This is a genomic window from Nocardia sp. NPDC005998, assembly GCF_040614395.1.
GTDB lineage: Bacteria > Actinomycetota > Actinomycetes > Mycobacteriales > Mycobacteriaceae > Nocardia.
This window is the reverse complement of sequence record NZ_JBEXUI010000015.1, coordinates 59,535-80,898: the sequence shown is the minus strand read 5'-3', so window position 1 is coordinate 80,898 and position 21,364 is coordinate 59,535. Positions and strand designations below refer to the sequence as shown.

The following is a 21,364-nucleotide window of genomic DNA, read 5'->3' as shown; positions in this document are numbered from 1 at the left end:
CCAAATCTCAGCGGCGCGGCTCCCTGCCGGGCGGCACCATGAGCACCGGACGGTGGCAGTGCTTGAGTACGGCGTCGGCGACGCTGCTGTGCATCAGGGCGCGAATGCCGGTGGCGCCGCGGGTGCCCGCCACGATGATATCGACGTCGAGGTCGTCGGCGGCTTCGACAATGGCGTTCCAGATCGTGGAGGTGCATTCGGCGGTGCGCGCCTCGGCATTGAGCCCGGCGAGTTTGGCAAGGCGGACGCCCTCGATATTGATATGGCGCGCGTCGACATAGGCGATGTCCTCGATCTCCTCATCGGGGACCCACTCCGGCTGCATCACACCCGAGAGTCCGGACAGCCGAGCGGCCTGGCGCACCATCGGTTCCCACGCGGTGAGCACCACGGCTCTATTCGCCGAGAGAAATCGGCCTGCGTATTCGATGGCGCGCTTGGCATTCTCGGAGCCGTCATAGGCAATGAGCATTAGATCGCACGGCACGATGACCTCCTGATGGGAGTCACATGGCTACGCCACAACATTACTCCGGACCGGCCTGCCCCGCGGTGTGCCGCGCGCGGATAATCTGCGCATATGTCCAATGCGAACGAACTGGTGTTCTTCGGCAGGCATGAGATCGAGCCACGGACGCTGCTGTATTACGAATGGCGGCAACGGCTCGAATCGGGCTATCTGGTGGCCGAGTTCGAGTCGGATGTGCGCACGCTCGCCACCGCCGATCATGCCGACCCTGCGGCGTGCTGGACGCTATTCGACCGGCTCGAAACCGCCGAGCGCGATCCGGGCTGGAGTTATGACGAGTCGGATCTGCCCGAACCGACTGCGTCGCAAGTAATCGAGTCGGTGGTCTCGGATTTATCCGATGCCGAACTGTTCGAGCGGATTCACGGTGGCTGGCTCGGACGCTGCGTGGGCTGCACACTCGGTAAACCGCTGGAGAATGGATTCGTCTGGACGCCTGCGCGAATACGCGGCTATCTCGAACGCGCCCGCGCCTATCCGCTGACCGACTATGTGCCCGCATTATTGCCGCCGTCGACGGAGTATCCGCTGAATCCGAGCTGGCCGGTATCGGTGCAGGGTTGTATCGACGGAGCTCCGCGCGATGACGATATCGATTACACCGTGCTCGGACTGCATCTATTGGAAACGTGCGGAAAGAATTTCACCCGATCCGATGTTGCGGACGCGTGGCTGGAGCATCTGCCGTTCCTGCAGACCTACACCGCGGAGCGGGTCGCCTATCGCAATTTGATCAACGGCTTGGCCCCACCGCGGGTGGCTCGGTATCGAAATCCGTATCGCGAGTGGATCGGTGCGATGATTCGTGCCGATATCTTCGGCTATATCAGTCCGGGTGATCCGGTACGCGCTGCCGCACTCGCCGCGCGCGACGCCGGACTCTCACATACCGGCAACGGTGTCTACGCGGCGATGTGGGCGGCCGCACTGGTCGCTGCCGCCTTCACCGCCGACGGCGTAGCGTCTGCGCTTTCCATTGCCCAACAATGCATTCCGGAAGGTTCGAGGTTGTCCGCCGCGGTCGTGGAGGTTATCGCGGACCGGGATAGCGGCATGTCCTGGGAGCGGGCCGTCGCGGCCATCCACCGCCGCCACGACCACTACAACTGGGTGCACGCCGTTCCGAACGCCTGCCTCATCACCGCCGGATTGCTTTGGGGCGCAGGCGATTTCACCCACACCATCGGGCTCACCGTACAAGGTGGTTGCGATACCGACTCCAACGGCGCCACCGCGGGCTCGGTCGCCGGAATCCTCGTCGGCACCGCCATCCCGGCGCACTGGACCGACCCGTTCCACGACCGGCTGCACAGTGCGGTCTTCGGCTACGACGGCAGCCGCATATCCGACCTGGCCCGCAGGACCCAGCGACTCGCCGCTAGCACTACCTGAGTCGGATCGATCCGAGCGCGCCGACTACCGTGGACACATGCGAAAGACGCCTCTCGTCATGCTCGCAATCCTCGCCGCCGTCGCGACCGGCTGCTCCAGCGGCGACTCCAGCTCCGCGCCGTCGCCATCGGCGACCCTCGGCCCCACGACCGGCGCTGCGACCGGTGCCACCACACCCGCCACCAGCCCGGTGAAGCGCGGCTGCGATGCCGACTACCTCGCGAAACTCACGTTGCGCGAGAAGTTGGGTCAGCTCCTGACGGTCGGTGTCACCGGCGCCGACGATGCCACGAATGTGGTGCGCAACTCCCAGGTTGGCGGCATTTTCGTGGGCGGATGGACCGATAAGTCACTGCTGGGCAGTGGTCTGATCGAACAGGTCAAGGCGGTGGCCAAGGTGCCGCTGATGGTGACCATCGATGAGGAGGGCGGCCGCGTCTCCCGGGCCAAGGACCTGATCGGTCCGGCGCCATCGGCTCGGGCGACCGCCCAGACCATGACCGCCCAGCAGTTTCACGATGCCACCGTGACCCGTGGCCGGGCGCTGAAGGATCTGGGCGTGACCGTGGACTTCGCACCCGATGTCGATGTGAGCAGCCAGCCCGACGATTCGGTGATCGGCGACCGCTCCTTCTCCGACGACCCCGCAGTGGTCACCGAGTTCGCCGACGCCTACATCCGCGCCATGAAGGAGGTCGGTGTCGGCACGGTCATGAAGCACTTCCCGGGGCACGGTTCCGGATCGGGCGATTCGCATACCGGTGCCGTGCGCACCCCGCCACTGTCCCAGCTGCAGAGTGTCGACCTGGCTCCGTTCCGCAATCTCATCGATTCCGGCGCCGCCGTGATGGTCGGCCACCTCGACGTACCCGATCTGACCACCCCCGATGTGCCCGCCAGCATCAGCCCGCAGGTGATGTCGCTACTGCGCGACGGCACCGGCTATGGCGCCGCCCCGTTCCAGGGCCCGATCTTCACCGATGACCTCGGCGGTATGGCCGCCATCACCAGCCGGATGAGCATCGAGGATGCGGTCGAGGCCGCGCTGGTCGCCGGTGCGGATAGCGCGCTCTGGATCACCACCGATGCGGTGCCCCAGGTGCTGGACCGGTTGGAGCAGGCGGTGTCAAATGGTCGGCTGAGCACGGCTCGGGTCGACGAGTCGGTGCTGCGGATGGCGCGGTACAAGGGTGCGCTGCAGACCTGCTGACTGCTGCCGTTTCGGCGCGACTGGCGAGCAGCCGCCGCCGATCCTTTCGAGTGACGGCAAGTAATCGCTGCCGACCCTTTCGGGCGACCTGCAAGCAGCCGCTGCGGGTCGTCGTCGTATGTTGTACAGCCGCGTTGTCGGAGGATGCCCGTAGTATCGCTCTGCTGGACGGTTGCACAGCTGTGTCAGCAAATCCAAGGACATCGCGGTCCTAAGGAAGGAGCTCAGCGTCGCCCAGCGTGGTGAAGTTGCGAACGCGCAATCCGACCCGCCGAACTTACCTTGGAGTAATATAAAAGCTTCACCATGGTAGGAGAGTGAATGGCGGGCGGGACGAAGCGACTTCCTCGGGCGGTTCGTGAGCAGCAGATGCTCGACGCCGCGGTCGAGGTGTTCTCGCGTAGGGGGTTCCACGACACGTCGATGGACGCGATCGCCGCCGAGGCGAAGATCTCCAAGCCGATGTTGTACCTCTACTACGGCTCCAAGGATGAATTGTTTCGTGCCTGCATCCAGCGGGAGGGACTGCGCTTTATCGAATCGGTGGCACCGGCGGGCAACCCCCAGCTGTCCCCGCATGAGCAGGTCCGCACGGCCCTCGAGGGTTTCCTCGGCTTCGTCGACCGCAACCGCAACTCCTGGCAGGTCCTCTACCGTCAGGCAATCGGCCAGCAAGCCTTCGCCTCGGAAATCGAGAACGCCCGCGAACGAGTCATCGAACTAACCGCCAAACTCCTCGAATCCAGTGCAAAACACGCCGAACCCGGCACCAACTTCGACGTCGTCGCGGTAGCCGTCATCGGCGCAGGCGAAGCAATCGCCGACCGAGTAGCCAGCGGCCGCATCGAGGTATCCGAGGCCGTAGACCTCCTAGACGATCTGGCCTGGCGCGGTCTCGCGGGCCGCAAGAAGGCCGAGTAGCAGCCGCTGGGTTCGGCGGGGACGGTGCAGACGAGCCGTTGGGGTCTGGTGAGGCAAATCGTTAGTCGCCCAGCCGGCGGGTGTATTGAGGTGGCCGGGGTAGATCTCCGGGCGACTCGCTTGGTGGCAGCCGGTGGGGGCGGCTCGGCTTGCGGCTGTGTTGGTGGGCTGCGAGAGTGCGGGTGGTCAAAGGTAGGGACCGGCGGAATGGTCGGGGAACGGGGCGGAATTGTTCGGGATGTTGCGGCCGTGTTCGCATGCGGCCGAGAAGTATGGGATTGATGCGGCCGAGTGGCGTACGCATATGTGCGGGCTGTGTTTGGGGCTGCGAGATGGGCATGGGCAGTTGGCGCGGGCGGCGACCAATACCGATGCGATTGTGCTGAGTGTGCTGACCGAGGCGCAGCTGTCGGGTCCGATGGCGCGGACCACGGCGGGACCGTGTGCGCTGCGCGGGATGCGTCGGGCGGAGGTGGCGGCGGCGGATTCACCGGGGGTGTTACTGGCTTCCACCGCGTCACTGTTGTTGGGATCGGCCAAGATTCGCGATCACGTCGATGACGGTGACGGCTCCGCACTCACCCGGCGTCCGATGACGAAGGTGTCGAGCCGCTGGGCGGACCGCGCACGATCGCAGGCGTCGCTGATCGGCCTGGATGTGGAACCACTTGTTGCCGCGATCAATTCGCAGGCGCACCTGGAAACTCTGACTCCCGCAATTTCTCTCGACGATCTGACCGCCCCGACGCAGATCTGCGCTGCGGAACTGTTCGCCCACACCGCGGTGTTGGCCGATCGTCCGGAGAACATCGCCGCATTGCGAGAGGCCGGTGGGCATTTCGGCCGAATCGCACACCTCACGGATGCCGTCGAGGACTTCGATGAGGATCGGACGCGCGGTCGCTTCAACCCACTCGCTGCCACCGGAACCACCATGCCGGAGGCCTACGACCTGCTGCGGCAGTCCGATTCGCAGCTGCGCAAGGCGGTCGCCGAGGTCCAACTGGACCAGATCCCCACCATCCGCTGGATGCTGCTCGACCCACTGCACGCCCTGGTCCGCCGAGTCGGACGCGGCATCGGCGCAACCGCCCACGCCTGCAACGCGTCCCGCCACACCGCCACCGCGCAATACCCGGCCCCGCCGCCCGACTTCGAAAAGCGCCCACCAGTCCGCCGCCCCGGCATCGGCGAGGCCCTCGCACTGGTCCTCGGCGTCTATTGCACCGGCTACGCCTGCTGCGCCGACCACACCAACCCCTGCAATGGCCAACGCAAGGACGCCTGGATCAAGAACTGCGACTGCTGCGACTGCTGCGATTGCTGTGACTGCGGTTGCGACTGCGGCGATTGCGATTGCGGCTGCGATTGCGGCTGCTGATCACCCCACCCGGGTAGTTGGATAGTCGATTTCGTAGATATCCGCGACCAAGTCGGCCAGACCGAGGTCCGGGTTCAACGCGGCGACGATCTCATCCGTCAATGCCCCGAGGCTGAAGATAGGGCGACAGCGCCGAGATCCACCGCGACTTCGTGGTAGCTCTCCGCGAACTCGCGGTACCCCTCGGGTCGACCAGCGGATCGTCTCGTATACGGACGTGTCGCAACTCGAGCATCGTGAAACGCGCGGAGCCGCATCCGAAATCGGATGCGGCTCCGCGAGCGATCGAATTCAGCGCAGGGTGGCCGTCAGATGCGGGTACCCCTTCTGCGGGTGCAGCAAGGCCAGATCCCAGCCACCTTCGGCCTTATCGGCGTACACGTTCACCGTGGACGGCAGCAGAATCGGCTTGCCGAATTTGACCGCGTAGGTCGCCTTTTCCGGGATCCGCCCCTCGACATTGGCGAGGATATTCGCGGCCGACCACATGCCGTGTGCGATCGCCCTCGGGAATCCGAAGGCCTTGGCGCCCAGGGCCGAGGTATGGATCGGGTTGTGGTCACCGGAGGCGGCCGCGTACCGGGTGATCGTCTTCTGATCGACCCGAATGGTCCGCATCGGCGGCGGCGGAACCTCTTCCGGCTTCGGCTCGGGCTTCGGCTCACCGGAGAGCGAGGTGCGCTGCTGGTGCAGGAAGGTGGTGACCTGACGCCACACCAGTTCCCGGCCGACGCTCACCTCGGTGATCGCATCCACGAGTAGCCCCTTCGGGTGCTCACGCAGGTTCTCGATGTGCGTCTTGAAGTCCAGCGGCTCGCTCACCGAGATCTCGCGGGTGCGCTCGATCAGGTTCTGCGCGTGCACCGCACCGACCGCGACGAACGGAAAGTCCCGTGCCACAACCAGTTGCATCGCCAGCGGGAAGCTGAGGATGAACGGGTAGGTCAGCGGCAGCGAATCACCGAACCGCAGCCCGGTTGCGCGGCAGTACGCGGCCAGGTGATCCGGATCCACCCGCAGCCCGTCCAGCCGCACGACGCGATCGGGCACGGTCGACTTGCGTGCCGAGATCAGCGGCACCGGTACCGCACCCAGCGCGGCCTTGACGAACAGGCTGCTGTTCTTGGGAGGTTCGGTGAGCGTGATCATTTCCGTCATCATGCTCCGATCAGGCTCTGTCCGCAGACCCGAACCACATTGCCGCTCACCGCATTCGACGCCGGGCTGGCGAAGTAGGCGATGGTCTCGGCGACATCGACGGTCTGCCCGCCCTGCAGCAGCGAGCTCATCAGACGACCCGCCTCGCGGGTGGCCAGCGGAATGGCCGCGGTCATGGCGGTTTCGATGAAGCCGGGCGCGACCGCGTTGATGGTGATGCCCTTCTCGGCCAGCTTCGGCGCCTCGGCATTGACCATGCCGATGACACCGGCCTTGGAGGCGCCGTAGTTGGTCTGGCCGCGGTTGCCCGCGATGCCCGCGATGGAGGAAACGTCGATCACGCGGCCGCCTTCCTTCAGCGCGCCACGCGCCACCAGCCCCTCGGTAATGCGGTGCGGTGCGGCGAGATTCACGTTGATGACCGACTTCCAGCGGCCCTCGTCCATATTGGCGAGCAGTTTGTCACGGGTGATGCCCGCGTTGTGCACGATGATATCGATGCCGCCGAAGCGCTCGGTGGCGAATTCGGCCAACTTCTCCGCGGCGTCCGACGCGGTCACATCGAGTGCGAGCGCGGTGCCGCCGACCCTGTTCGCGGTGGCCGACAGGGCCTCACCGGCGGCCGGGATATCGGCGACGATCACGGTCGCGCCGTCGCGGGCGAATACCTCGGCGATGGTCGCGCCGATGCCGCGCGCGGCGCCGGTGACCACGGCGACCTTGCCGTCGAGCGGCTTGTCCCACGCGGCCGGGGCCACCGCATCGGCCTTGCCGACCCGGATGACCTGACCGTCGACGAATGCCGACTTGGCCGAAAGCAGGAAGCGCAGCGTGGATTCCAGTCCGGACGCGGTCGCGGACGCCTCCGGATGCAGGTACACCAGCTGGGCGGTGGCGCCGCGCAGCAGTTCCTTGGCGACGCTGCGGGTGAAGCCCTCGAGCGCGCGCTGGGCGATCTGCTCGTCGACGCTCGCGGTCAGCTCGGGCGTGGTGCCGATGACCACGATGCGACCGGATGCGGCAATGCTGCGCATGGCGGGCTGGAAGAATTCGAACAGCTGCGACAGATCCTCGATCGAGCCGACGCCGGTCGCGTCGAACACCAGCGCGCCGTACTTCTGCCCGGCGGCGGGCGCGTCGGCGAAGGTGTAGTCCGACAGCAGGGTGCGCACGGGTTCCGCGACCCGGCCCTTGCCGCCGAGCAGTACCGGACCGGGCAGCGGTGGCTCACCGGCCCGGTAGCGACGCAGGTTCTCCGGCTGCGGCAAGCCGAGCTTGCTCGCCAGGAATTGACCCGGAGCGGAGTGTACGAACGATCCGTAGAGGTTGGGAGCACCCTTGCTCTTGCTGACTGCCACTGTTTCTCCCTTTTCCGTGTCTCGTGTGTCGTGGTTTCGGCTCGCGCGCTGCCGAATGGTCTGCTCGCTCACTACATGCCCCGGCGCGAATTTACGCAGACTTCCGGGGGTACGGTCGACAATAAACTTACTCCAGAGTAAGTTTAAAGTAAACCAACCGCGACGGGGCGCCGATCTGCGCGGACACTTCCGTGCCGAACGGCCCACCGGGCACCCGACGAGACCTTGGAGACTCGAGTGACAACCAAAGCCCGTTCAGCGAAGAGCACGGCAAAGAAGGCCCCGCGCCCGATCGCCATCGTGGGCGGCAACCGGATTCCGTTCGCCCGCTCCGATAAGGCCTATGCCCACGCCTCGAACCAGGACATGTTCACCGCCGCGCTGGACGGGCTGGTCAGCCGGTTCGGCCTGCAGGGCGAACGCCTCGGCATGGTCGTCGGCGGCGCGGTGCTCAAGCGCGTCGGCGAGCACGGCATGGTCCGCGAGAGCGTGCTCGGCAGCAAGCTGTCGCCGTACACCCCGGCCCACGACCTCCAATTGGCTTGCGGTACCGGCCTGCAGGCGGTTGTCACCGTCGGTGACGCGATCGCCGCCGGACGCATCGAGGTCGGTATCGGCGGCGGCACCGACACCACGTCTGACGCCCCAATTGGGGTCAGCGATGCGATGCGCGAGTGGATGCTCGACGCGAACCGCGCCAAGACCACCAAGGACCGCCTCAAGCTGGTCGGCCAGCTGCGCCCCGGCATGCTCGGCATCGAAATCCCGCGCAATGCCGAACCGCGCACCGGGCTGTCCATGGGTGAGCACGCCGCCATTACCGCCAAGGAATTCGGCATTTCACGCGAGGCCCAGGACGAACTGGCCTACCTGTCGCACAAGAATATGGCCGCCGCCTACGACCGCGGCTTCTTCGACGACCTGATCACCCCGTTCCTCGGCCTGACCCGCGATGACAACCTGCGTCCCGGCTCGACCATCGAGAAGCTGGCCACCCTGAAGCCGGTCTTCGGGGTCAAGGCAGGCGGTGCCACCATGACCGCCGGTAATTCCACCCCGCTCACCGACGGCGCCTCCGCGGTACTGCTGTCCAGCGACGAATGGGCCGCCGAGCACAACCTGCCGGTGCTCGCGCATCTGGTCGACTCCGAGGTCGCCGCGGTCGATTACATCCACGGCCCCGACGGGCTGCTGATGGCGCCCACCTACGCGGTGCCGCGCATGCTGGCCCGAAACGGCCTGACCCTGCAGGACTTCGACTACTACGAGATCCACGAGGCCTTCGCCTCGGTCGTGCTCGCCACTCTGCAGGCGTGGGAGTCGGATCAGTACTGCAAGGAGCGCCTCGGCCTGGACGGCGCGCTCGGTTCGATCGATCGCAGCAAGCTCAATATCAACGGTTCCTCGCTCGCCGCGGGTCACCCGTTCGCCGCGACCGGCGGCCGCATCGTCGCCTCCGCGTCGAAGATGCTGGCGGAGAAGGGATCCGGCCGCGCGCTGATCTCCATCTGTGCCGCTGGCGGCCAGGGCGTCGTCGCGATCCTGGAGCGCTGACCCGCCTCCCCGAATATTTAGGCGCCAGACTTCGAGTGCTACGACCGTGGCGTTGGCGTGTGGCGGGCAGACGGTGGCTGGGTTAGCCCGTCCCCGATGAGTTACCCATGTGCTGACGAGATCAGCTGTCGCCTTCGAGCAGGCACGAGACAGGGTGGTATTCGGTCGTTTCCACGACCGAATACCACCCCTGGCGTTCAATCATGTGCCGCCGCGGCACGACGCTCGACCAGCCCGCGGGTGATCTCGGCCAGTCGGTCCGTGGGAACCTCCACGGCGCCATCGGAATTGATGACGATCACGGTCGGATAGATGCCCCGGGTGAGATCCGGTCCGCCGGTGGCGGTGTCGTCCTCGGCGGCGTCGAAGAGCGATTCGACGGTGATCCGCAGCGCCGCGTCCTCATCGATACCGCGGCTGTAGGTCTTCTTCAGCGAGGACTTCGCGAACAGTGAACCGGAGCCCACCGCGGTGTAGCCGAACCGCTCCTCGCTGCGACCGCCGACGACATCGTAGGAGAAGATCCGTCCGACCTTCTCTGGATCGGTGGCGCTCAGGTCGTAGCCGACCAGAACCGGGACCACCGCCATATCCTGCAGTGCGGCAGGCAGATTGTCGCGCACCATCTTCGACAGCTTGTTCGCCTTGCCCTCGAATGTCAGCCCGACACCCTCGATCTTCTCGTAGTGTTCGAGCTCGACGGCGAACAGCCGGATCATCTCGATGGCCATGCCCACCGTGCCCGCGAAACCCGCCGCCGAATAGGTGTCGGTGATGAACACCTTCTCCATATCCCGGCTGGCCAGCAGATTTCCCATGGTGCCGCGCCGATCACCGGCGAGCAGCACACCGCCGCGATAGGCGACGGCCACAATCGTGGTGCCGTGTGGCGCGATGTCCCGGCCGTTCACCGTGGCATTGCCGAAATTGCTGCTGGGCAAGAGTTCTGGGGCGTATCGGCGCAGGCTCTCGGAGAAGGAAGACGTCGCGAACTCCATCTCTCCACCGTAACGACTTCCGCCCCAGGCGTCAGCGCACCGAACTCCCACGGACGGCGACGTATCGGACCAGTCCAGGTGTGGGTGGAGTCAGTGTTCGGTTATAGAACCGGGGCTGGTGTGAGTTGAGTTCGTGTTCGGTTGTCGGGCTGGGTTCGGTGTCGGTCGAGCCTGTGTTCGGTCAATGGACCCGGCCTGGTGTGGGTCGAGCCTGGTTCGGTCGTTGGCCCCGGCCCCGTGTGGGTCGAGTCCGTGTTCGGTCAATGGACCCGGCCCCGTGTGGGTCGAGCCTGTGTTCGGTCAATGGACCCGGCCCAGTGTGGGTCGAGTCCGCGTTCGGCCAATGGATCAGGCCTGGCGTGAGTCGCCATCGGACAGGCGAAGGCCATGGTTCGCAAACAACCCAGTTCTGTCTGAGACGGAGGGTTTGTATTGTTCTCGGCGGCTACTTCGGGGGCAGCTCCTCATGTCCGCCGAAGGCCTTCCGCATGGCCGAGAGCATTTTGTCCGCGTACAGCGCCTCCCCGCGTGAGGAGAACCGTGCGAACAGCGCGGCCGCGAGCACCGGTGCGGGGACGCCGGTATCGATCGCGGCGTCGAGAGTCCAGCGTCCCTCGCCGGAGTCCGATACCCGGCCGTCGAAGGACGCGAGGGTCGGATCGGTGTAGAGCTCGCTCGCGGTCAGGTCCAGCAACCAGGAAGCGACCACCGAACCGCGCCGCCACACCTCGGTGACCTCGGGCACGTCGATGTCGTATCGGTACCACTCCGGATGTTCGAGCGGGGTCTCCTCGGCCGAGGCCGCCGTGTCGTGATCCGCGCCGATATTCGCCTTGTGCAGAATGTTCAGACCCTCGGCGTAGGCCGCCATCGCGCCGTATTCGATGCCGTTGTGCACCATCTTCACGAAATGGCCAGCACCGGCCGGACCGCAGTGCAGATAGCCCTGCTCGGCAGGTGAGGGCTCGCCGGTGCGGCCCGGGGTACGCTCGGCTGCCTCGACTCCGGGCGCGATGGACTTCAGCAGCGGGTCCAGATGCGCCACCGGCTCGGCCTCGCCGCCGATCATCAGGCAGAAGCCGCGGGCCAGGCCGAATACGCCGCCCGAGGTGCCGATGTCCACATAGTGGATGCCCTTGGGTTTGAGTGCGGCGGCGCGGGCGATGTCGTCGTGGTAGCGGCTGTTGCCGCCGTCGATGATGATGTCGCCGGGTTCGAGCAGGTCAGCGACCTCATCGATGACCCGACCGGTCACCGCGGCCGGGATCATTACCCAGACCACCCGCGGCGTCTCCAGCCTGGATATGAAGTCTTTCAGGTCGGTGGTGCCCTGGAAACTGTCACTGCCCAGTTCCTCGGCGAGTGCGATGGTGTTCTTGGGTTTGCGTTCGTAGCCGACGGCGGTGTGTCCGTTCTTGACGATCCGGCGCACGATATTGGCGCCCATCCGACCCAGGCCGATCATTCCCAGCTGCATTCCATCCATCTCCCTTGTCGCTTCGGGCCCTGGTGGTGAGAGTTCTGCTCATTGTCTCGCGCGGGTGTAACGCGCGCTGCGTTGCACCGATAAACGGGTTGGCTCCGCGTAGTTGCCAGACCCCCGACCCGGCAACTACGCGGGGCCCTTCCATGTGTGGCGCGGTCCGTTGCACGGGATTTGCTCTTGGACCGTGCTGTGCTGCCGACGTCGGTGGCGACCACTATCGTTGGCGGAGACTCGCACCGTGCGAGCTCCTTTCAATCGAGCGGGGAGGACGGTTCGTGACGGGCGAATCGAGCACTGGGCGACGCGGCCGACACGAAAACGGTGAGGTCGGACTCAGACAGTTCCTCGACTCGGCTAGATCCGCTCCCGACCAGCCCCCGCCACCCCGCCCCGCTCCTCAGTCACCGAGTCCGCAGCACGCATCGGACGCCTACCAGACGGACCCGACTCAGGGTGGGGATCCGAGCCGGGTGACGGACCCGAATTGGGCGGACCCGAATCGGGCAGCGGATCCGAGCCGGGGGATGGATCCGAATCGGGCGGCGGATCCGGGTCGGATGGCCGCACAGCATCAGCCTTCTCCGCCGCCCACGGTCCCGCACCGAGCGCCGGGCTCACATCAGTCCTGGGCGCTGAATCAGTCGGCGACACCACATCAGCCGCAGCCCGAGTCGCCCCAGCATCGCTCAGCACCGCATCATTCGGCGGCGGAGTTCGAGTCAGCAGCCGACTACCAGCCTGCGGCACAACATCATTCGGCAACGCAGCATCAGTCGGTGGCCCCACATCAATCGGCGTCCGAGTACCAGTCGGTAGCCCAGCATCGGTCGGTGCCCCAGGATCCGGCAGCCGAGCACCGGTCGGCAGACGCGTATGCGCTTCAGCATGAGTCACCCTCGTATCCACCGGTGCCGCATCAGTCAGCGGCGCAGTACGATTCGGCGTCCGAGCAGCAGTCGGTGGCGCGGCATCAGCCACCACCGCGTACGGTTCCGCATCACGAGGTCGGCTCGTATGAGGTGGCTGCTCAACATCAGTCCTCGCAGCAGCATCATTCGGCAGCGGCATATCAGCCGCACTCACCCGAGCAACAGGCTGAGCCGCGCCATTCGGCTACTCGGCATGGGGCGGCAGCCGAGTATCAATCAGCGGCGCAACATCATTCCGCAGCTGAGTATCAAGCAGGTGTCGAGTATCAGGCCCACCCGGAGGCGCTCGAGCATCGGTCCGTGCCACATCAGTCGGTGTCGGAGCACGAGTCGGCGACCGAGCAGCTGGCGCGGCATCAACCACCGCCGCCGCGCACGGTTCTGCCTCATGAGGTCGGCCAGCATGAGGCGGCTGCACAGCATCAGTCCTCGCAGCAGCATCAATCGGCGGCCGCATATCAGCCCCAGTCGCCCGAGCAGCAGACCGAACCGGGGTATTCGGCGGTGCAGTATGGGGTGGCAGCCGAATATCAATCGGCGGCGGAACATCATTCAGCTGCGCAGCTTCAGTCGGCGCCACCGCATCAGGCGGGGGCCGAATATCAGCCTCAGGCCGCGTCGACCCCGCATCGGCCTGCGTCGCATCAATCGGTGACGGAGTACGAGTCGGCGGCCGAGCAGACAGTGGCCCAGCATCAGTCGTTGGCCGAACGTCAATCGCCATCGCATCAGGTCGATGCGGGGCAACTGGCGGGGGAGTGGGTCGGTGATTCCATGCCGACTACGCCGCTGCGGACTGCTCGAAGAGCGAATGTAAGACCGTCCGAGGGGGGCGGGCCTTCGGGGGCTGATGCGCGTTGGCAGGGGCGGCCGGCGCCCGAGAGACCGGTGCAGCCGGGTGGGTTGAAATCACCGATCGTCAAGCGGATCGGCATCGGGATTGGTGCGTTTGTCGTGGCGGCGGGGCTGGCTTATGTTGCGGACCTGGTGTTTTCCTCGGGGCATGTGCCGCGTGGGGTTGTGGTCGCCGGTATTGATATCGGCGGCAAGGATACGGGGGCGGCGGATGCGGAACTTCGTACCGCACTCGGGTCGCGCGCTGATCAGGAGCTTCCGCTGCAGATCGGCGATGTGCAGACCAGGCTGACGCCCAAAACCGCTGGCCTGGCAATTGATTGGGATACCACCTGGACCAACATCGGTCCCCAGCCGCTCAATCCGGTCACCCGACTGACCTCGCTGTTCACCACGCATACCGTGCCGGTCGCGAGCACTGTCGACGGCAATGCGCTGGATGCCCAGCTCACCGCGCTGCGCGTGCACGACCGTCCGACGGTCGAGGGCACCATTGCCTTCGATGGCGCCCGCCCGGTCGCGGTGCCGCCGGTGCCGGGCCGCATCCTCGATGTTCCCGCCGCACGTATCGCGCTCATCGACAACTGGTATCGCGGTGCGCTGCTCGATCTTCCGGAGACTGCAGCGCCGATCGCCGTGCGCGCGGAGGCGGTCGAACGGGCCTTGCACGAGATCGCCGAACCTGCAGTGCGCGCACCGATTGTCTTCGCGGGCAAGAACAATGCGACCGGCAGGCTGGAACCGGAGCAGATCGCGTCCCTGCTGTCCTTCACGCCCGACGGCCAGGGCGGACTCGCCGCGAGCTTCAAACAGGATGTGGCGCAGGGTGTGCTCGGCCCGCAGCTGGCACCGTCGGAAGTCGAGGCCAAGGACGCGACCTTCGCGCTGACCGGGGCGAAACCCACCGTGGTTCCGGCCATTATCGGCGACAAGATCAATTGGGCGAAGACATTGGAGCTGTTGCCCACTCTGGTGGTCGCGCCGCAGGAGCGCACAGCGCAGGCCGTCTATGAAAAGGTCGACCCCAAGCTCACCACCGAGGCCGCGAACGCACTCGGCGTCACCGAGATGATGGGGCAGTTCACCACGAGCGGCTTCAGCGGCCCGTCCGGCGTGAACATCCGCGTGGTCGCTCAGAAGGTGAACGGCGCCATCGTCAAGCCGGGCGACACCTTCTCACTCAACGACTTCACCGGCCCCCGCGGCACCGCCGAAGGCTACGTCGAATCCGGCATTATCGACCACGGCCGACCGAGCACCGCGGTCGGCGGCGGCATCAGCCAATTCGCCACCACCCTCTACAACGCCGCCTATTTCGCGGGCATGGAGGACGCGGGGCACACCGAACACAGCTACTACATCTCGCGCTATCCCGCGGCACGCGAGGCCACCGTCTTCGACGGCGCCATCGACCTCAAATTCCGCAATACCGGCCAAACCGGCGTCTACATCGAGACTTCGACCACCGACTCCGAGGTGACCGTCCGCCTCTGGGGCACCAAGACCGTCAACGTCGAATCCATCACCGGCGAAAAGACCAAGCCCACCGAACCAACCACCATCAAACTCCCCAAGGGCAAGGACTGCATCGCCACCGAAGGCGCCCCCGGCTTCACCATCTCCGACACCCGAGTCATTACCGACCGCAAAACCGGCCGCGAAATCTCCCGCACCACCCGCACCGTCAAATACGACCCCATTCCAGTCGTCAAGTGCGAGTAACTCGCCGCGCTGTCGCGCGTGACTGCCTCGCATAGCTTGCAGCCTGTGCGAGGCAATCAGTAGATATGCGTCAAGGCGAAGGCGCGTTTGTGCGGCGCGATCCTCGTGGGCCTTTAGATGCCGTGGAAACCCTATTGCGCCAAGTGGAACGCAGCGGCCGACAACTCACCGCCCCGCACTCACGCATCTATGCGACCGTCATCTACGCGGTCGTCGCCAGCGCCCGCGAGCAGGCGTTCCGCCCTACCCTGGACGCCGCCGAACTACTCGACTCCATCCTCGACGGAGCCGAATCACCCCACCCCGGCAACGCCCTCGCCCAACCGATCGAAACCCACATCGCAAACGCGAACTGACCAGGTGTCGCGCCATCGACCTGCGTTCGCGACCAATCGTCCAGTGGGCGTGTATGTTACGCCGAAGTCACGTGAAAATGATCTCAGCTCGATCTGCGAATAGCTGGGTAATCACAGTAGGCGACCGATGCGCATCGGGCTGTGTCACTTCATTCCATTTGGAATGCTGCACAACAGGATCCGAACCTGCCTGGTGAATTCGGCGGTGCCGGGCCCTTCGTACCAGGTACGGCGCGGTGGTGCGACTCGACAGCTATATCGCCACTCTGGTTCGGTTTCGGTAACGCGTTCCCGTGGAATCGTGTTGCGGGGATTTCGATTCGAGTGAATCAGCAACAGTTTGGCAAATCGGATCGATCCGCCCACAATCTCAGGGGCTTGTCGCCTCTCCGTGCGGTGATGAAACTTCTTTCAGTCGGTAATAATCGGTTACCGGCTGAATATTTCTCCATGGGTTCAAAGGGAAGTTCTAAATGAGCAAACTGCGCGTGCTCGGTGTCGCCTTCGCGGCGACCGCGGGCATTCTCCTGGTCGGTTCGGGTATTGCATCGGCGGCTGTCGATGAAGGCATCGTCCTGGAGCCGATCGGAACCATCGCCCCCGGCGAGCCGAGCCCGAATGGGACCGGTTCCAGCTCGGCGGTCACCGATCTGGTGAAAGCGCTGTCCACCGGCTCGACAGGCGCCAAGACGCAGTAATCGGATGCTTGGAAGTGCCTCACCTCGAAATGAGGTGAGGCACTTTGCTTTTGCGGACCCGGCGCCGGGTCGCGAACGAATGTGGCCTGAATCCACTCGGCGCCCGCATCTTACAGCGGCGTTCGCATGAGCAGCACGTTGTACTGGTTGTACACCGACAGTAAGAAGTACAGGTCACGCCCGGTCTGATACGGGAAGATCATCGGCGCATAGGCGCTCGGCAGCGTGGGCCCATCGACGAGCACCTGCGGCTCGCTCCACGGCCCCTCCGGCTTCTCTGCACTGCGCAAGACCACCGAATTGGTCGAATCCGTCGTGAGCATGATGAATTTACCCAGATGGTCGTTCCACATCACCGACAGCTCGGCGACACCATCGACGATCGGTGCGGCGACCTTGGCATCCGGCTTCCACTCGGTGCCGTCCCAGTACTCGTAGCGATCGATGTCAGCGATATCGGCTTCCAGTGCGCGCGAGACGAATCCGGGATGCTGCCGCCCCGCGGCCGTGCCGTAGCGGTAGACGTAGCCGTCGTCCTTCAGGAAGGCGTTCTGCTGAAAGTTCTGATACCCGTCCACATTCGCGCGTCGGGTGGTGGTCAGCGGTGCCCAGCTCCGACCCCCGTCAGCCGAGGCGGCAAGAGTGGAGAAGTTGGTTTCCCACTTGCCGTGTTCACCCCAGCTGGCCACCGACATCAGACTCAGGTACTGCACGCCGCCGACCGAAATGCCCGCTGTCGGAATGAGACTGATCTCGATGCCGGGAATCTTCGGACTGGGCAGCGGATTGTTGCTCACCACGCCGTCGAACGAAATCCCCTGTGCCGGATCCTTGGTGGTGCTGCTGAACAGGACCTGGCTGCTCCAGGCCCACACACTGCCGACGAGCAGATTGGGGAAGCCGAGGCCGGCACTGTCGCCGAAGGCGGTGAGCATCCGTCCGTTGCCGTCGTCCCACATGATGCCGAGGTCGGTGCCGAGCACATTGACGTTCTGGGTGCGATTTGGGCTGTCCATGCCGGTCATCTGGAAGACCGCCTGGGTCACTCCCGGTAAGCGTGGTAGCCCGCGCGGCTGGCCGTTGATGCCGGGGATGGGGTTGATGCCGGGAATGGGGATCACGATATTCGGGTCGGCGACGGCCGGTCCGGCCAATGCGACCGAGAGTGCGGCGGCGAGGACACCGGCTCTGGTGAGTGCGGACAGCGATCGATTCATCCGGACGATCCCTTCTTGCGCGCGGTCTGCCCGGCCATTGTGCCCGGTTCTCGCCCCCATGTCCGAACGCGTTTGATGTGGAGTCGGACGCCAGCCGATAGCTACACTGAAGATCATCAGGAGACGGGGCTTCGGGAGTGGCCGACCTGTCACCGCTGGCGACCATAGGTCGCCCGATACAGCTTCTTCGACGGCGGGGCTCGGTCGCTCGATTTATGACGGTTTGCCGCATCGCTCGCGAGGGCACAGCTGTTCCATTACATCCGGCAGGATTGGTGAACGCTAGGCGGTGGCTCATGGGTGATAGTCGCGCAACGCTTCGCAGTTGGTGGCACGATCCGGTGCACTACCGCTGGCTCGTGCGGACGTTGGAATCGCATTTCGCCCTAGGTCCGGTCAAATTCATCATCGGTGCGGGCGGCGCGGTGATGCTGCTGATCAATATGTTGATGTCGCTGTCGCCCGCCGGTCCATCGGGAACGGTCGATCGTGCGATCTTCGCATTCGCGGGGTTCACCGCGGCGGTATGGACGGTGCGCTGGTGGTTGTTTCCGTGGCCGCGTGCACTCACCTCATTGGCCCTGTGCACCTGGGCGGATATCGCCATCACCGCGTCCTGTCTGGTGGACCGCGATCGGCTGTACGCAGCATTGAGCGCGATGCTGCTGGTGGTGACCGGGGCCTACATCACGTTCTTCCACAGTCCGCGGGCGCTGGCCGCGCACGCCGCGTGGTCATTGCTCTCCATCGGGATCCTCGCCGGTTATGTGGTGACCGATTCCGCGGGTGGCGATATACCGCTGGCGGCGGCCATGGTGCTGATCATGATGGCGGCCATCGTCGTGGTGCTGCCCGGGCTGCAATTCTGCTATTGGGTGCTGCGCACCGACGTGCTGTCGGATCCGCTGACAATGCTGCTGAATCGGCGCGGTCTCGACTATTACCTGTACCGCTCCCGGCATCGGCAGTGTCTATCGGTGATCGCCCTCGATCTGGACCGCTTCAAGTCGGTCAACGACACATTCGGTCATATCGTCGGCGACCAGGTGCTCGCCTCGACGGCCGAGCGCTTGCGGGCGGTCGTCGATCCCGACGCCATCGTCGCCCGCACCGGCGGCGAGGAGTTCGCGGTGGTCGGCGAACTCGATCGTGACGGTGCGCTCGCCACCGCCGAGAGGTTGCGTCGCGCCGTCGAAGCGGCGGCCGGGGTGCCCGTCGTCATCACGGCCAGCATCGGTGTCGCCGTCTGTGCGGGCGGTGCGGATACCGGTCGGCCCCAGCTGCTGTTGCGCTGCGCGGACTCCGCGATGTACGAGGCGAAACAGTTGGGCGGCAATGCCGTTGTGCTGGCCGAGCCCCCGATCCACATTCCGGACGCCGCGCCCACCCCGCGGCGAGATCTGTCGCGTCGCGGCGAATGACAACGGCGGCCCGGATCGCTCCGGGCCGCCGTTGTTCGTATTCGCCTGTGTCCGAATGCTATCGGATCAGAACGCCGCTTCGTCCAGCTCCATGATGTCGTTGTCCAGGTTCGACAGGATGGCGCGGGTCGCGGTCAGCTCGGGCAGCACATTGCGGGCGAAGAACTGCGCGACGCCCACCTTGCCCTTGTAGAACGCCTCATCGGCACCGGTGGCGCCATTGTCGAGGGCCTTGATGGCGACCTCGGCGCCACGCAGCAGCTGCCAGCCGATCAGCAGGTCGCCGACCGCCATCAGGAAGCGCACCGAGCCGAGACCGACCTTGTACAGCTCCGACGGGTGCTCCTGAGCGCCCATCAGGTGCCCGGTCAGGGTGGCGGCCATGGCCTGGACATCCTCGAGCGCGGTGGCCAGCAGCTTGCGCTCGCCCTTCAGGCGACCGTTACCCGCCTCGGAGTCGATGAACTTCTGCACCTGACCGGCCACATGGGCCAGTGCCACGCCGCGGTCACGGGCGATCTTGCGGAAGAAGAAGTCCTGCGCCTGGATGGCGGTGGTGCCCTCGTACAGCGAGTCGATCTTCGCGTCGCGGATGTACTGCTCGATCGGGTAGTCCTGCAGGAAGCCGGAGCCACCGAAGGTCTGCAGCGATTCGGTCAGGTACTGGTAGGCCCGCTCGGAGCCGACACCCTTGACGATCGGCAGCAGCAGATCGTTGACCCGGAAGGCCACATCCTCATCCGCACCCGAGACCAGCTGCGCGATATCGGCATCCTGGTGCGCGGCGGTGTAGAGGTAGATCGCGCGCAGACCCTCGGCGTAGGCCTTCTGCAGGGCCAGGCTGCGACGCACATCCGGGTGGTGGGTGATGGTGACGCGGGGAGCGGCCTTATCGGTCATCTGGGTCAGGTCCGCACCCTGGACGCGCTGCTTGGCGTAGTCCAGAGCGTTCAGGTAACCGGTCGACAGGGTCGCGATGGCCTTGGTGCCCACCATCATGCGCGCGTTCTCGATGACGTCGAACATCTGCGCGATGCCGTTGTGCACCTCGCCGACCAGCCAGCCCTTGGCGGGCACGCCGTGGCCGCCGAAGGTGACCTCACAGGTGGCCGAGACCTTGATGCCCATCTTGTGCTCGACATTGGTGACGAAGACACCGTTGCGGTCGCCCAGGGTCTGGGTCTCGAAGTCGAAGTGCCACTTCGGCACGTAGAACAGCGACAGGCCCTTGGTGCCGGGGCCAGCGCCCTCGGGGCGGGCCAGCACCAGGTGCATGATGTTCTCGAACAGGTCGTCGGAGTCACCCGAGGTGATGAAGCGCTTGACGCCCTCGATGTGCCAGGAGCCGTCCTCCTGCTGGATCGCCTTGGTGCGGCCGGCGCCGACGTCGGAACCGGCATCCGGCTCGGTCAGCACCATGGTGGCGCCCCAGTTGCGCTCGGCAATGATCTGGGCCCACTTCTTCTGCTCATCGGTGCCGTTGTTATAGAAGACCTGCGCGAAACCGGCACCCGCTGCGTACATCTGGGCGGGCGGGTTCGCGCCGAGGATCATCTCGCCGAGTGCCCAGGCGACGGCGCTCGGGGCACCCAGGCCGCCCAGTTCCTCGCGGACGGCGACCTTGGCCCAGCCCGCGTCTTCCAGCGCGCGGTAGGACTTCTTGAAGGATTCGGGGAGAGTGACCGTGTGGGTCTCGGGATCGAAGGTCGGCGGGTTGCGGTCACCGTCGACGAACGAATCGGCCAGCGGACCCTCGGCCAGGCGACGCACCTCGTTGAGCATCTCCTTGACGGTCTCGGTGTCGAGGTCACCGTAGGCTTCGCTGTCGAGGATGGTGCCGAGGCCGAGTACCTCGAAGAGGTTGAACTCCAGGTCGCGGACGTTGCTCTTGTAGTGGCCCATGTCAGTACTCACTCTCCGTTGAGTTGGTGCGGTCGGTTGGTTGCCGTTCCCGCCCGTTGTCGTCCACCGGGTAAGCCATGCCGGTTTTCCGCATGCTACTCGCGGGTAACTTATGAGTCATATTACCGGTCGGTAATGGGCTCGCAAAGACTCCAGCGGGCAATGTGACGCGGAAAACACCCAGGGACGTTGCCGTCTGTCTACGGTTCGCGTAGTAGACGATTTGTTCGGTTACTGGTGGGTTTTGAGTGGCCTGTGTGCTTGGAGTGGCAGTGGT

General features: G+C 65.3%; 16 protein-coding genes. 9 read left to right on the top strand and 7 right to left on the bottom strand.

Annotated features, from left to right (window positions below; all coding sequences use genetic code 11):
- Window positions 1-7: 7 nt before the first annotated feature.
- On the bottom strand, window positions 8-487 hold the full coding sequence (locus ABZ293_RS21425; RefSeq protein WP_354956598.1) for a universal stress protein: 480 nt from the start codon (window positions 485-487) through the stop codon (window positions 8-10).
- 93 nt (window positions 488-580) lie between these two features.
- On the opposite strand from ABZ293_RS21425, the gene ABZ293_RS21420 reads away from it, so the two are divergent.
- From ABZ293_RS21420 to ABZ293_RS21405, 4 genes are all read left to right on the top strand, one after another.
- Window positions 581-1,921 carry an ADP-ribosylglycohydrolase family protein gene (locus tag ABZ293_RS21420; protein ID WP_355183113.1) on the top strand — a complete coding sequence of 447 codons (1,341 nt, stop codon included), beginning with the start codon at window positions 581-583 and terminating at the stop codon, window positions 1,919-1,921.
- A gap of 37 nt (window positions 1,922-1,958) precedes the next feature.
- A complete protein-coding gene (locus ABZ293_RS21415; RefSeq protein ID WP_355183111.1) occupies window positions 1,959-3,131 on the top strand; it encodes a glycoside hydrolase family 3 N-terminal domain-containing protein in 1,173 nt (390 codons plus the stop codon).
- Window positions 3,132-3,452: 321 nt separating this feature from the next.
- Window positions 3,453-4,052: a TetR/AcrR family transcriptional regulator gene (locus ABZ293_RS21410; RefSeq protein ID WP_354956604.1), complete on the top strand. Its 600-nt coding sequence runs from the start codon at window positions 3,453-3,455 to the stop codon at window positions 4,050-4,052.
- Between the two features lie 238 nt (window positions 4,053-4,290).
- Window positions 4,291-5,433: a DUF5685 family protein gene (locus tag ABZ293_RS21405; RefSeq protein ID WP_355183109.1), complete on the top strand. Its 1,143-nt coding sequence runs from the start codon at window positions 4,291-4,293 to the stop codon at window positions 5,431-5,433.
- A 291-nt stretch (window positions 5,434-5,724) separates the two neighbouring features.
- Here the strand turns inward: ABZ293_RS21405 and ABZ293_RS21400 are convergent, their stop codons facing one another.
- Window positions 5,725-6,591 carry a MaoC/PaaZ C-terminal domain-containing protein gene (locus ABZ293_RS21400; RefSeq protein WP_355183108.1) on the bottom strand — a complete coding sequence of 289 codons (867 nt, stop codon included), beginning with the start codon at window positions 6,589-6,591 and terminating at the stop codon, window positions 5,725-5,727.
- Window positions 6,591-7,949, bottom strand: coding sequence for a 3-oxoacyl-ACP reductase (locus ABZ293_RS21395; protein WP_355183106.1), 1,359 nt, complete (start codon window positions 7,947-7,949; stop codon window positions 6,591-6,593). The genes ABZ293_RS21400 and ABZ293_RS21395 overlap by 1 nt, the downstream gene beginning before the upstream one ends.
- A gap of 237 nt (window positions 7,950-8,186) precedes the next feature.
- On the opposite strand from ABZ293_RS21395, the gene ABZ293_RS21390 reads away from it, so the two are divergent.
- A complete protein-coding gene (locus tag ABZ293_RS21390; protein ID WP_355183104.1) occupies window positions 8,187-9,503 on the top strand; it encodes an acetyl-CoA C-acetyltransferase in 1,317 nt (438 codons plus the stop codon).
- A 197-nt stretch (window positions 9,504-9,700) separates the two neighbouring features.
- On the opposite strand, the gene prcB is transcribed toward ABZ293_RS21390, so the two are convergent.
- Window positions 9,701-10,501: a proteasome subunit beta gene (gene prcB, locus ABZ293_RS21385; RefSeq protein ID WP_355183102.1), complete on the bottom strand. Its 801-nt coding sequence runs from the start codon at window positions 10,499-10,501 to the stop codon at window positions 9,701-9,703.
- A gap of 445 nt (window positions 10,502-10,946) precedes the next feature.
- Complete coding sequence (gene gnd / locus ABZ293_RS21380; RefSeq protein WP_355183100.1) at window positions 10,947-11,978, bottom strand: phosphogluconate dehydrogenase (NAD(+)-dependent, decarboxylating); 1,032 nt, start codon at window positions 11,976-11,978, stop codon at window positions 10,947-10,949.
- 1,841 nt (window positions 11,979-13,819) lie between these two features.
- On the opposite strand from gnd, the gene ABZ293_RS21375 reads away from it, so the two are divergent.
- From ABZ293_RS21375 to ABZ293_RS21365, 3 genes are all read left to right on the top strand, one after another.
- Window positions 13,820-15,493: a VanW family protein gene (locus tag ABZ293_RS21375; RefSeq protein ID WP_355183098.1), complete on the top strand. Its 1,674-nt coding sequence runs from the start codon at window positions 13,820-13,822 to the stop codon at window positions 15,491-15,493.
- 134 nt (window positions 15,494-15,627) lie between these two features.
- The gene (locus tag ABZ293_RS21370; protein WP_355183096.1) at window positions 15,628-15,849 is read left to right on the top strand and encodes a hypothetical protein; all 222 of its coding nucleotides are present in this window, start codon (window positions 15,628-15,630) and stop codon (window positions 15,847-15,849) included.
- A gap of 473 nt (window positions 15,850-16,322) precedes the next feature.
- A complete protein-coding gene (locus tag ABZ293_RS21365) occupies window positions 16,323-16,547 on the top strand; it encodes a hypothetical protein (RefSeq protein WP_355183094.1) in 225 nt (74 codons plus the stop codon).
- A 110-nt stretch (window positions 16,548-16,657) separates the two neighbouring features.
- Here ABZ293_RS21365 and ABZ293_RS21360 read toward each other — a convergent pair whose 3' ends face one another.
- Entirely contained in the window at window positions 16,658-17,764 is a 1,107-nt protein-coding gene (locus ABZ293_RS21360) for a DUF4185 domain-containing protein (protein ID WP_355183092.1), read from the bottom strand.
- Window positions 17,765-18,060: 296 nt separating this feature from the next.
- Here ABZ293_RS21360 and ABZ293_RS21355 point away from each other — a divergent pair, with 296 nt between their 5' ends.
- A complete protein-coding gene (locus ABZ293_RS21355) occupies window positions 18,061-19,185 on the top strand; it encodes a GGDEF domain-containing protein (RefSeq protein WP_355183090.1) in 1,125 nt (374 codons plus the stop codon).
- A 66-nt stretch (window positions 19,186-19,251) separates the two neighbouring features.
- Here the strand turns inward: ABZ293_RS21355 and ABZ293_RS21350 are convergent, their stop codons facing one another.
- Complete coding sequence (locus tag ABZ293_RS21350) at window positions 19,252-21,087, bottom strand: acyl-CoA dehydrogenase (RefSeq protein ID WP_355183290.1); 1,836 nt, start codon at window positions 21,085-21,087, stop codon at window positions 19,252-19,254.
- Window positions 21,088-21,364: the final 277 nt, after the last annotated feature.